Origin of the sequence: Streptomyces sp. NPDC096132, assembly GCF_044763345.1 — a bacterium.
Classification (GTDB): Bacteria; Actinomycetota; Actinomycetes; order Streptomycetales; family Streptomycetaceae; genus Streptomyces.
In genome coordinates, this window is record NZ_JBIWGA010000022.1 from 76,394 (window position 1) to 88,558 (window position 12,165).

At 70.3% G+C, this 12,165-nt stretch carries 10 protein-coding genes; 2 read left to right on the top strand and 8 right to left on the bottom strand.

The window, feature by feature from the left end:
• Positions 1-414: 414 nt before the first annotated feature.
• The 3 genes from ACIRF9_RS38565 to ACIRF9_RS38575 all read right to left on the bottom strand — a co-directional run bounded on the left by ACIRF9_RS38565 (position 415) and on the right by ACIRF9_RS38575 (position 4,033).
• A complete protein-coding gene (locus ACIRF9_RS38565) occupies positions 415-1,416 on the bottom strand; it encodes an alpha/beta hydrolase (protein WP_403832237.1) in 1,002 nt (333 codons plus the stop codon).
• A gap of 249 nt (positions 1,417-1,665) precedes the next feature.
• Entirely contained in the window at positions 1,666-2,709 is a 1,044-nt protein-coding gene (locus ACIRF9_RS38570) for a zinc-binding dehydrogenase (protein ID WP_403832239.1), read from the bottom strand.
• Between the two features lie 55 nt (positions 2,710-2,764).
• On the bottom strand, positions 2,765-4,033 hold the full coding sequence (locus ACIRF9_RS38575; protein ID WP_403832242.1) for an MFS transporter: 1,269 nt from the start codon (positions 4,031-4,033) through the stop codon (positions 2,765-2,767).
• Positions 4,034-4,168: 135 nt separating this feature from the next.
• Between ACIRF9_RS38575 and ACIRF9_RS38580 the strand changes: the two genes are divergently transcribed.
• Positions 4,169-5,149 carry a helix-turn-helix transcriptional regulator gene (locus tag ACIRF9_RS38580; protein WP_403832245.1) on the top strand — a complete coding sequence of 327 codons (981 nt, stop codon included), beginning with the start codon at positions 4,169-4,171 and terminating at the stop codon, positions 5,147-5,149.
• Positions 5,150-5,217: 68 nt separating this feature from the next.
• On the opposite strand, the gene ACIRF9_RS38585 is transcribed toward ACIRF9_RS38580, so the two are convergent.
• The 4 genes from ACIRF9_RS38585 to ACIRF9_RS38600 are packed head-to-tail and all read right to left on the bottom strand — an operon-like array spanning position 5,218 to position 10,947.
• A complete protein-coding gene (locus ACIRF9_RS38585; protein ID WP_403832247.1) occupies positions 5,218-5,625 on the bottom strand; it encodes a hypothetical protein in 408 nt (135 codons plus the stop codon).
• Positions 5,622-7,706, bottom strand: coding sequence for a hypothetical protein (locus ACIRF9_RS38590; protein WP_403832249.1), 2,085 nt, complete (start codon positions 7,704-7,706; stop codon positions 5,622-5,624). Before ACIRF9_RS38590 ends, ACIRF9_RS38585 begins: the two co-directional genes overlap by 4 nt.
• Positions 7,703-9,520, bottom strand: a complete 1,818-nt coding sequence (locus tag ACIRF9_RS38595) for a hypothetical protein (RefSeq protein WP_403832252.1) — start codon at positions 9,518-9,520, stop codon at positions 7,703-7,705. The genes ACIRF9_RS38590 and ACIRF9_RS38595 overlap by 4 nt, the downstream gene beginning before the upstream one ends.
• Positions 9,517-10,947, bottom strand: a complete 1,431-nt coding sequence (locus tag ACIRF9_RS38600) for an integrase (RefSeq protein WP_403832255.1) — start codon at positions 10,945-10,947, stop codon at positions 9,517-9,519. Before ACIRF9_RS38600 ends, ACIRF9_RS38595 begins: the two co-directional genes overlap by 4 nt.
• A 263-nt stretch (positions 10,948-11,210) precedes the next feature.
• Between ACIRF9_RS38600 and ACIRF9_RS38605 the strand changes: the two genes are divergently transcribed.
• Positions 11,211-11,429 (top strand): hypothetical protein, encoded by a 219-nt coding sequence (locus ACIRF9_RS38605; protein WP_403832257.1) that lies wholly within the window; start codon positions 11,211-11,213, stop codon positions 11,427-11,429.
• A 452-nt stretch (positions 11,430-11,881) separates the two neighbouring features.
• On the opposite strand, the gene ACIRF9_RS38610 is transcribed toward ACIRF9_RS38605, so the two are convergent.
• Positions 11,882-12,133 carry a hypothetical protein gene (locus ACIRF9_RS38610; protein WP_403832259.1) on the bottom strand — a complete coding sequence of 84 codons (252 nt, stop codon included), beginning with the start codon at positions 12,131-12,133 and terminating at the stop codon, positions 11,882-11,884.
• Positions 12,134-12,165: the final 32 nt, after the last annotated feature.

Consider the following 12,165-nt stretch of genomic DNA (forward strand, 5'->3'; position numbering starts at 1 on the left):
CCGCCGGCGGAATCCCGTTGCGGGCACGTCCTCGCGGTAACAGCAGCTGATGGCCGTGCACTCGGCCTGCGCTGCCCTTTCATCCCGACAGCCCAGTTCAGCGCTGCCGAGTGGTCGTGCCTGGTGCTCAAGGGCAGCCGTTTTACAGCGGTACTTAACCGCTATGCCGTCTGCCGGTCGGAGAGCAGTGGGCCGCCGTCCCGCTCCCTTCTCAACGCAGGCCCGGACACATTCACCGGCCCTGGGGCGGGGTCAGAGACGATGCCCTCCGATGTGCCTGGAGGCCGGGGAGTGGGCGGGGCTGCGCCTTGCTGCGTCTCGTGGATTTGGGTGAGGTGGGCGCTGCGGCGGGCGGTTTGCGTCCGCGTCGTGCGGATACCAACCGCCCACCGGATAGGCAGCGGAGTGGATTGGTCAGGCGAGGTTCTTGGTGAAGAACTCGTCCAGGGTGTCGAAGGGAATGAGGTCCTTGCGGTCGTACAGGTCGACGTGGTCCGCGCCCGCGACGATCACGAGGTCGACGGTGTCGGGGGCCGTCTTGTGGACGTCCTCGGAGTAGTAGCGCGAGTGCGCGTCGGCGCCGGCCACGAGGAGAGCCTTGCGCGGGGCGAGCATGTCCAGGTTGGCCATCAGAGGGAAGGCGAAGAAGGCCATGGGGGTGGTGGCGGTCCACGCGGTGGTGGAGTTGATCGAGCGGGGGTGGTAGCCGCGCTCGGTGCGGTAGTAGTCGTAGAAGGCCGCCAGGACCGGGTTGGGGTCCGCGGGGAGGGTTTCGGGGAAGATGCTGTCGGCCTCGACCAGGTTGCCGGCCTCGTCGAAGGGGACCTCGTGCAGGCCCCGGGCGTAGGTGCCGTTCTCGGCGTCCTTCCACCGCTGGCGGCTGAGGTAGTCGACAACCTGGTGGCGCTGCTCGGGGGTGTAGGAGTCCTGGTAGCTGCGAGACATGCTGCGTGACATGTCGTACATCGAGGCGGTGGCGACTGCCTTGATACGGCTGTCGGCGGCCGCGGCGGTCAGCGCCATGCCGCTCAGGCCGCAGATGGCCTGGACGCCGATCCGGTCGCGGTCGACGATGTCCTGCAGTCCGAGGAAGTCGACGGCGGCGCTGTAGTCCTCGGTGTAGGTCTCGGGCGAGGCGACATCGCGCACGGTGCCGCCGCTCTGGCCGGTGTAGGACGGGTCGAAGGCGAGGGCGACGTACCCGCGGCGGGCGAACTCGTTGGCGTACAGACCCGAGGACTGCTCCTTGACCGCGCCGAACGGGCCGCTGACCGCCAGGGCGGGCAGCCTGCCCGTGGCGTTCTTCGGTACGTACAGGTCACCGGCGACCTCGATGCCGTAGCGGTTCTTGAACCGCACCGAGGTGCGCTCGACATTCTCGTCCAGCGCGAAGGTGTAGCCGTCTGAGGTAGTCATTGCTCTCTCCTGGTGCCCAGCAGTGTTTCCGGTCCGGGCCGGGGGCTGGGGTCGATTCGTTTCTGGGTTCAGGGCCTGCGGGACCGGTGGCACCCGCATGTCCGGGAAGCCGCCGTGGTCACGCCCGGGGACGGGCGGACAGGACAGGGCGGCGATGGCGATGCCGTACCTGTTCTTGTCCGTCACACGGGGGGCGGCGCTGTCGTCCTCGTCGAAGACGTTGCGGCTGCTGTGTCGGTAAGGGTCGGGTCAGGGGTTGATGAGAACCTTGAGGCTCTTGCGGTCGGCCATGTCCTGGTAGCCGGCCGGGACGCCGTCGAGGGTGGTGGTGACGTCGAAGACCTTCCCGGGTTCGATGGCGCCGCTGAGGATGTCGGGCAGCAATTCCTCGATGTAGGCGCGCACCGGCGCGGGTCCGCCAGCCAGGCGGATGTTGTGGCGGAAGAGGCTGCCGAAGCCGATCGGTGCCTCCTCGTACTGCGGGACGCCGACCCGGCTGATCACGCCGCCCGGGCGGACGACGCCGACGGCTTGCTCGTAGGCGCGCCTGTTGCCGACGCACTCCAGGACCACGTGGGTGCCGTGCCCGCCGGTGAGCTCCCGCACCTGGGCGATGCCTTCTTCGCCCCGTGCGGAGATGACGTCGGTGGCGCCGAACTCCCGGCCGAGATCGGTACGCGCCTGATGCCGGCCCATCAGGATGATCTGCTCGGCGCCCAGCCGCCTGGCCGACAGCACGCCCAGCAGGCCGACCGCCCCGTCGCCGATCACGGTGACCCGGGTGCGCTCACTGACCCCGCCCGCCACGGCCGCGTGGTAGCCGGTGCCGAGCACGTCCGAGAGGGTCAGCAGGGACGGGATCAGGGCGGAGTCCGCGGCAACGGGGAGCTTGACCAGCGTGCCGTCGGCGAGCGGGACGCGGGCCGCCTCGGCCTGGCCGCCCTCGTCCGGCAGACCGTCCCAGAAGTTGGCCTGGGCGTGAGCGCAGGAGGTGTGCAGGCCCTCACGGCAGAACGCGCAGGTGTTGTCCGAGATGGCGAAAGGCGCGACGACCAGGTCGCCCCTCTTGACGGTGCTCACTTCGGAGCCGGTGTCCTCGACGATGCCGATGAACTCGTGCCCCATCCGCGCGGGACCGTCCTCGGGCTTCGCCGAGGCGTACGGCCACAGGTCGCTGCCGCAGATACACGAGCTGGTGATGCGGACCAGGGCGTCGGTGGGCAGCTTGATGACGGAGTCGGGGACGTTCTCGACGCGGACGTCGCCGGCGCCGTACAGGAGTGTCGCGCGCATGAAGTGTTCTCCAGGTGCTGTTTCGGGAACTGCTGGTCAGAGGGGGCGTGACGGTTCAAGCCTGGTCGGCAGGGGCGGGGGCCGCATGCCGGACGCTGGTGCCGGGTGAACCGGCACGGTGGTGCCGTCGCAGGGCGAGGGCGATGGTGGGGATCAGGGTCAGGGCAGCGATGGCGGCCCCGACCACGGTGGGGCCAGTGGCGCCGGCGCGCTCCAGGGCGATGCCGGCGAACCAGGAGCCGATCGCGGTGCCGAGGTTGAACGCCGAGACGGTCAGAGCCGAGGCCAAAGTGGGGGCCTGGCCGGCGTAACGGACGGCCAGGGCCATCAGGACCGGGTTGGCGCCGAGGCCGAAGAAGCCCAGCAGGGTGACCAGGACGATGGTGGCGGGGGCCGAGCCGGCCGACAGGACGATCGCCAGGAGCAGGAGCATGGCGCCCGCGGCAGCGACGATGGTGACCGTGTGCGGACGGCGGTCGCCCAGCCGGCCCCCGACCAGCGAACCGGCGAGGGCGCCGAGGCCGAAGCCGACGAGGACCAGCGGCACCAGCCCGGCGGCGAGACCGGCCCGGTCCGTCAGCAGCGGTGCGATGTAGGAGTACGCGGCCAGGACACCGCCGGTGGTGGTGGCACAGGCGGCCAGCACGAGCCACAGGCGGCCCGAGCGCAGCGCCGTCAGCTCGGAGCGGATCGTTCCCGCCTGCTGGGCCGGACCGCCCTGCGGGACGGTGCGGGCGATCAACGGGACGGCCGCGGCGGAGAGAGCCGCGAGGGCCCAAAACGGTCCGCGCCAGCCCATGAGCTGTCCGGCGAACGCGCCCAGCGGCACGCCGACGACATTGGCGAGCATGGCTCCGGCCCCGACCAGGCCCAGAGCGCGGGCGGCGGCGGCCGGACCGGCGGCGCGGGTGGCAGCCACGTTGGCCACAGCCCAGAACGCCCCGGTGGCGATCGCCGTCAGGAAACGTGCCGCGAGCAGCAGGCCGAAGCTGGAGCCGACGGCGACGATCACGTGCCCGAGGGCGAAGACGCCCAGGGCGAGCCGGGTGGGCAGCCGCAGCGTGAGCATCGCCATCAGCGGCGCCCCGACGATCATCCCGACGGCGAAGACCGTGATCAGAAGTCCGGTCTGGGCGACGCTGACCTGCAGATCTCCCGCGATCTCGGGCAGCAGGCCAGCCACGACGAACTCGGTGGTGCCCATCAGGAAGGTGCCCAGCGCGAGCACGTAGACGACGAGCGGCAGCCGGGCGGACGGAGGCTGGAGGTTGTCAGCCCGTACGGTCCCGGCGGGGGCGTGGAGGGTTGCTCCTCGCGTACTCAAGGTTCATCTCCGTGGGGGTTGTGATCGGGGTACGTCACCCAGAAAACAAGCCGCTCCACCCTTGAGGAAGGTCGCGTTTATAGGGGGGACAGACTCAACCTCCCTCTTCGCGCGCTGATGGCTACCGTGAAAGGCATGGAACCGCTCCCCGACGCCCGCCCTGACCACCGCACCGAGATCCGCGACTTCCTCGCCAGCCGCCGCGCGAAGATCACCCCTGAGCAGGCCGGGCTGCCCACCAGCGGCCGACGCCGCGTGCCCGGGCTGCGGCGCGAAGAGGTCGCCGTGCTGGCCGGAGTGAGCACCGAGTGGTACACCCGCCTGGAGAAAGGCCACATCAACGGCGTCTCCGAGGACGTGCTCGCCGCCGTCGCCCAGGCCCTGGAGCTGGACGAGGACGAACGCACCTACCTGTTCGACCTGGCCCGCGCGGCCCGGCCCGCCCGCCGCACACCGTCACGCCGCAGGGATGTCGAGGTCCCGCCCCGCGTCCAGTGGCTGCTCGACTCCATGACGATGTCCTCCGCGTTCGTACGCAACGGCCGCCAGGACGTCGTCGCCAGCAACTCGCTGGCCCGGGCCCTGCACGCGCCGCTCTTCGAGAGCGAGACCACCGACAAACGCGGCAGGCCCAACGTCGCCCGCTACATCTTCCTCGACCCCGGCTCCCAGCAGTTCTTCGTCGACTGGGAGGCCGCCGCCTCCGTCACCACAGCACTGCTGCGCGCGGAAGCCGGACGCGAGCCCCACGACCGGGCCCTGCGCGAACTCATCGGCGAACTGTCCACCCTCAGCCCCGACTTCCGCAGCCAATGGGCCGCCCATGACGTCCGCATCCGCCACGACGGCATCAAACGACTGTGGCACCCCGAGGTCGGCCACCTGGAGCTGACCTACCAGTCCCTGGACCTGCCCCTGTCCCACCGGGCCATGCACGACCTGACCCTCTACACTGCCGAACCCGGCAGCACCTCCGAAGACCGGCTCAAGCTCCTGGCCAGCCTCGCAGCAACCCACCCCCACATGACAGAGCAGGCTGACCAGCCACACCAACCTGCGCCGTCAAAACTCACACCCCGCTCCGGCACCAGCGAAAACCGCCCACCCACATCCTGAATCCCCGACAGGCTCGCCCACGCGAGCGCGCCGGCGCCCACTGTCGGACTGTCCCGCATGGGCCCAGGTCAGGGCCGTGATGGCGCGGAGGTTAGGCCCCGGGCGGGGAGCGGGACGACGGTGGCGCTGTTGCGCAGGGCATCGTTTTCGAGGGTGAGCTGGCGGATGGCCTCCTCGAACAGGGCGAGGGTCCGGCGTAGGTCGGTGTTCTCCTGCCGCAGTCGGCGCAGGTTCTCTTCCCTCGCCGTGGGCGCCGGGAGCTGGACCGTGTGCGTCTCGGCACGGGGTGCGGGGATCCGCGGCCGGAAGTGGGTGTCGATCAGGTGGGCGTAGTGGCGGTGGAAGGTGGCGTGAGGGATGCCAAGATGCCGCTCGATGGCGGTCACGGTCGGCCGCCGTCCGCTGGAAGCCGCCTCGTCCAGGACGGTGTCGATGGCGGCTTTGACGGTGTCGGTGTCGGGCAGGGCGCGTTTCACTCGGGGGGCTCCAGCTCATGGCGGGCAAGGAACGCGGCCGTGGCACGGTGCTGTTCCTGAAGACGGTGACGGACGTAGGGGGCGAGGCGGGCGCCGTCGCTGAGGGCTTGTTCCAGCTGGGTGAGGTGACCGGCGAGGGCCTCGTGGTTGGCAGGTGTGAGGGCAGTGTTGCGGCAGGCCAGGGGCTGGCAGTCGGCCAGCACCGGCTGATCGGACGCGGTCCCGGGGGTACGACACAAGGCACGGTCGGGGTTGTAGACGCAGGTGATGAAGGTGCCCGGGTACAGGTGGGTGTCGTGGCGGGCCAGGATGCGGCGCAGGCGCACTTCGTCGGTGACGACCTGGCCGTCGAAGACGGTGTGGCGGGCGAGCTCGGCGAGCCGCGCTTCGGCTTCCGGTCCTGCGAGCCCGGTCAGCGTGGGCCGGGCATCGTCGGCGCCCAGCTCGGCGAGGAACTGGCCGCGGGCGAAGGCTTCTTCGGCCTCGACCTCGTCGCGGAACCCGGAGTCGCTGGTGCCGGCGTAGCCCTCGAACATCTGGATGCACTGATGGCGGTACTGCAGGGCACCGGCGATGGTGCCGCCGGGACGGCGCGCGATGAACCAGGCCAGGGTGCGGCGGAACTGTCTCAGCGTCAGGTGCGGCAGCCGCCCGTCAGTCTCGGGGATCGCGTCCACGCGCGTGTGGGCAGCGCAGTAGGTGTTGATCCACTTGGCGAATGCGGTGATGTCTCTGATGGTAGTGCCGCTGGTGCGCACGTGCCCGGCAACGTGGTGGCTTTGATGGTTGGCCGATTTGCGGGGGTGCGCGAACAGGTAGGGTTCGTCGGCCGGCTGGCAGCGTTCCAGGACGGCGACGGCCCGGGCGACGGGAGCGGTGACGATCCAGGTGGCGGCCGCGCCGTGGACGCCTTCGCCCTTGAAGGCCAGTCCGCGCAGCTGGTAGCGGTAGATGCGGCCGCCGGTGTCGCGTTGAGCGCTCACGCAGCCACGCTGCAGATGTTTGATCTCGGAGTCGCGCAGGCCGGAGAGGTAGGCGATGACGATCCAGCAGGACACCTGCAGCAGTCGTTCGAACTGACCTACGTCGTAGTAGGAGATCTGCTTCAGCCACCGCCGCCCGTCGATCTGCCCTTGCACGCGATGGTGCAGCGGGGAATCACTGCCCACGCCGAGAGCGCGGGCCGCTTCCTCGATCAGACGCCGCTCGCTGGCCTTGCTGAACCGGTACTGGGGATACCCGGCGAGCCGGGCCAGGTAGCCGAAGTTCGGGGACACCCCGGTGCCGTGCCGTGCGGCGGCCGGGCGATCGGGTGCCGTCGGCAGGGGCTGGCCGCGGCGGCGGAAATCGTCCAGGACCGACCGCAAGGCCGCCAGTGGATCGGGGTGGAGGGGCGGGCGGGCATCGATGGCGTCGCGTTCGGCGCGGGCGGCGAGCACGTCGTCGGCGAGGTCGTCCACCCAGCGCAGCGCCCAGACCAGCAACGGCCCCGTGAGGTGCTCGGGGATGCGGTCGGTGAGGTTCTCGTCGTACCTGCGGGGGTTGGCGCGCGCCCATGCCTGCCACAGCGGACGACGCAGCGGGTCCTGTCCGAGGCGGTCGGCCAGGCGGGAGCGGTAGGCCCACAGCAAGCGCACCGCACGGCGCTGGCGGTACACCCCGCTGAGCGACATCCGCAGCCCGGTCACCTCGCTGTGGTAGGCATCCAGGTCCTCGCCCGTCAGCTCGGCCAGTGCGAGCTGACGGCCCTGTGCCCATACCAGGACGTGACGTACGCAGGTGAAATAGGCGCGGATGCTGGAGATCGTGATCGGCTCTTCGCCGGGCGGGGTGTCCTCGGTCAGCAGGGCGTAGAACAACAGCTTGGCGGTCTCCCGGTGCGCGGGCGGGACCAGCGTGAAGTCGAGCCGGTGGGGCTTGCGGTCGGCGCGCAGCCACGCCGGGGTGAGCAGCCACAGGTCGTCGCCGTAGCGGGAGGTTTCCGCCAGCCGGGCCTCAGGGCGCAGCGGGCGGGCGGCCAGGACCAGGGCATCGCCGGGCACCGCGGCGCGGGGTGCGGAGGCTGCGGAGGCGGGTGTCATGACCACTGGATGGGTCCCTCCAGGAGATCGAGCATCAGGCGGGGCTGCCGCTGTTGGGCGGCGGCGCGCTGTGCCGGGCTGAAGCGGGGCAGGATGTCGCGGGTGAGGATCTGCCAGGTGGCCCCGTACCGGGCCGCCCACTGCGCGGCGTCCCGGCGCTGAAGGTCCTCTCGCAGGGCCTCGGCCAGGGCGAGCAGCGCCGGGAGGTGGCGTTCCAGCACCAGGGCGTTGGGGCATCCGAAGCAGGCCAGGAACGACTGCCCGCATCGTCCTCCGCCGGGTGCATGCTCGATGTCCGTGCACGCACTGGCCAGCGTGTCGAGCGCGCCGGCGGCCGCCTGCTCGCGCACCCGCTCCGGCACGTCAGCCGCCGGCTCGCCGCCGAGGCGGAAGACGACCGCGCGGGCTTTCTCCTCCGCGTCGGTGATCGCCTCCGTGAGGACGTCGGCCGCCCACTCGGCGACGAACGGGTCGGCGCGCAGGTAGTGGGTGAAGGAGGTGTCCGCCGTGTTCGTCAGCCGCACCGATGGCAAATGCCCTCCGACCTGCTTCGCCGTGCGCACCTCGACGGTCTTCTTGATGCGCGTCACCAGCATCTCCAGGGGCTTGCCGTCATCGCCGACCAGGCCGTGCCGCCCGGCCCACGCTCCGAGCTTCAGCTTGCGGGCCAGCTCCGCATCGAAGGGACCGATGTGCCCGCCGGTGGCGGCATGGAGGACACGACCGCGGCCGTTGCCTGCCCAGATCGACCACACCGACCCGGTCCCGGAAAACGCCCGACTGCGGGCCATCAACCGGTGCAGCAGCAGGTAGAAGTCGCCCATCGTCCGCAGCTCCCGCTCGGTATCGACGCTCCAGTGCACCGATGTACGGGAGTTGGCCTTGCCCCGGCGGCGCTTGGTCAGCGTGAGGGCCACCGCCCGCCCCTCCAGCAGCCGGTGCTCGGCGGGCAGTTCCTTCAGCGTCTCCGGATTGCGCCCGCTCAGCCCGGCCGCGTAGATGAGCAGCGGAGCAAGGTCCGGATCGGTCACGAACAACTGCCGCGCCTGCGCGTAGCAGGCCGCCGGATACTCGCCCACCGCAAGCCCGCGGTAATCGACCTGAACCCGGCCCGTGGCCGCCATCGCCGCCAGCCGCGCCCCCTGCCCCCGCTCAGCCACCGACAGGCTTTCGTCGTTGTCCAGGAAGCGCCCCAGCAGCCTCTCGCCTGCCATGATCCGGTCACGGATGGCGGCCACGTCCGAACGGGCGGCAGCCATGACGGCCTGGAACTCGCGATCCGAGTACCCCGGGCGCCCAGCCTGCTGGGCATCCACGCCATGGCCGGGCTGCCCGGCATAGTCCGCCACGGCCCCCTCCAGCCGGTCCTGACCGGGCAGGACACGCACGATCCGCAGCAGGTCCTGCAGATTCCGGCGGGCCGACCTCTCCTCACACGTCTGCCGCCGCGCGACCAGATACCGCTCCAGGTGACGCACGCGCAGCTCCTCCACCCGCCGCGGCGGTTCCGCAAGCTGGTCCAAGAGCAGCAGGAACCGCTTGACGGTCTGCCACTGGCTGCTCGCCGCCCTCTGCGTGCGACGCCCGCCGCCGGGCCCGATCCGCACCCCCAGCGCATGGGCGAAGTCCCGATGCAGCCCTGGCAGCGGCAACTCCTCGAACCGGAACACGCACTCCCGGCCGTCCTCACCCGTGAACCGCACCACCGGCGCCCCGCCGCCCTCGGGGAACTCCACCACCGGGGGCGGCTCGTAGAAACCGTCGGGCACGGCCGCCGCACGGCCGCGCTTTGCGCGCGGCGTCTGTTCGCTCACGCGGCCACCGCCGACTGCTCCAGCCAGCCCTCCTCGCTGAAACCGGCCGGCTCCCACGCCCCCTCCGGCACCAGCTCCAACCGGGTGCGCATCTCCAGCTCCTGCAAGGTGTGCAAGTACAGCGCCGTGGTCGTCGCCGAGCGGTGCCCGAGCCTGATCCGCACCCAGTTCAGCGGATCACCGAACACCCGCTGATACGTCAGCCGCTGCCGCTCGTTCATCTCCCCCAGCGCCTGCAGATGCCCCCGCCACAGCAATTCCAGTGTGATCACCGCGTACGAATGCCGCAGCATGTGCGGCGTCGCTCCCACTTCCACGCCCTGGGCGCGGCAACGTGCGTTGGCATCGGCGAAGACCTGTTTCCATCCCGACATCGTCATCGGCAGACCCCACTGGTTCAGCCACACCATCGCCGGTTCCCACCCACCATCTACCGTCGCCACCAGCAGCCGCCGCCGCTCACCGTCGTCCAGGCGGGCCACCGGCACCCACCGCCCTCCCATCCGCACCCGCGGCACGGACGGGTCCTCCACCAGCAGCGACCGGCGGGTGGGAACGTAGAAGCCGCGCGAGCGGCCGTAATCAAGCGCCCCGGCCCGGTCCCACTCCATGTAGTCGCGCACGTCCCGCAGCACCGACACCGGCCAGTACACCGCCCGCCCCGAGCGCCCCTTGGAGATCGCGTGCGGCAGTACCGCCCGCGCGTTGACGATCCCGGACACCGCAGGCGGCAGCTCCGGCAGGTCGAACACCGTCAGCGCCGAGTGCTCGCACGACCGAAGCCCCGTCCGGACCATCGAATCCGCATACGCCGCATTCCGTGCAGCCCATCGCCCGCGGAACCCCCGCCGGGGCATCTCCTGCGCATCGAAGCCGCACAGTCCGACGTTGCGCCACAGCCGATACGACCGCGGCGGCAGCCACTTCACCTCCCGCCGGGCCCCCGCGTGCGACGACTCCGCCGGCACCTGCCGCACCATGCCCCCACTGGTCCCGCCCCGCCAGGGCGACCACACCGCGCCCGCGCGCTGGCGGATGGGATTAGCCCTCACCAGGTCCTGCTCGATCGCCCACAGGTAGAACTGGTTGACCGTGGATACCTCCCGGTCCCAGCTCGTGTCCTCCAGGCGAGGTCCATGCTCGTCGCGACGACGCCACCACTCGTACGCCGCCCGGTCGTCCATGAACGCCTCACGCCAGTCACGCCGGCCTCGCGCGAACCACAGGAAGTTGAAGAACGTGCGCAGATCCCGGGCATGGGCGGCCTGGGTGTTCCACGGTGACGATGCCAGCCACACCGAGAAGTACCGGTTCAGCGGCACGTCGTACCCACCCGCAGGACTGATCAGGAACGGCTGCCCCTCGGGCACCCCCAGATCGTCCAACCCTTGATCGAGACCGGCAAACAAGGCACTGAACTCCCGCATGAACGGGGTCCTTTCGCGCGGCAAGGCCAGGTCTCGGCGAGTGAAATGCACCCGCCAGCCAGTGATCGACATGACGCTGGACGATAGCCCGTGGACAGCTCAACAGCGCATAAATGAAGGTCGATGGCCATCGGACCGTGCTGTGGCGGAACGAGGACGGTGTCCGGCTGCAGTCGCGCATCGGCCGCGACGTCACCGCTCTCTGGATGGATCTTTGACCGTGTCCGTTGAGGGAAGCCGCACCGTGTACGGCATGGCGTTCGGTGACGCCCAGACCCTCGTACTTCCCGTCGGCCCACGGCACATCTGTCCTTGGGCACCGAGGACGTCATGCTCACCTCCCCCGGTCCTTCGTCGACCGCCTCAACGCCCTGCAGGTCTACGCCGCCCACCGTTACGTCTACATGCACCCCGAGAGCGGCCTGGAGCCGTTCGTGGAGCGGGCCGCGCAGCGACGACTGGCGGGGGGCCGTACCACCTGACAGGCGATCGTCATTGCTGTACCTCTGCAGGAACCTGCGGCGACGCGTCGGCCGGCGCATCCGACCGACCGGGACCAAGTGAAGGTCGGGCTTCGGGCGGATCATCGCGATGACCGTCTCGTTGACGGTCATCGCGTGCGGAACCCCCAAGCGGCCTGAGCTCTTGGGCATGCCGCCCATCTCCTCCGGCCCCCGGTCCAACTCGAGTCCAGCGGGGCCCAGGCTGTCCTTGGTGAGCAGGTGCACCTTCTCCCCACCTCGAGTTCGGCCGCCGTCGCCGGACAGGCCGTGCCTGCGCAGATCGTTGCGCGCCGCGGTGCGCACCAGGTGCGTATCGCGCGGCGGTCGGTGCGCTGTGGACGGTCACGTAATTCGGCTCTGGCGAAGATCTTGTGGTGGCGGCTCCGCGGAGCGGTGGTCGGCAGGACTCGACGCTCGTTGGCCCTGTTCGCCTACTCGTAAACGGTGGCTGCGCTGAGGGCTCGTGCGATGAAGGTCCAGTCGCCTTTGGCTGGAAGTTCCTTGTCGAAGTTCCGATACCAGCCGTCCGAGCTGGCCATCCATGCGGCAAGGGCTTCGAGGAAGCTGTCGAGGGTGCGGTTCTCCCAGTCGTGTCCTTGCCGGAGATAGTCCTGGTGCAGCTCGCGGACGAATGCCACCAGCTCATCGCGTGTGTGTATCTCGTCATCAGGGGTGAGGGGCATGGGAGCAACCTAGCCTGTGGGCGCCCAGGGGC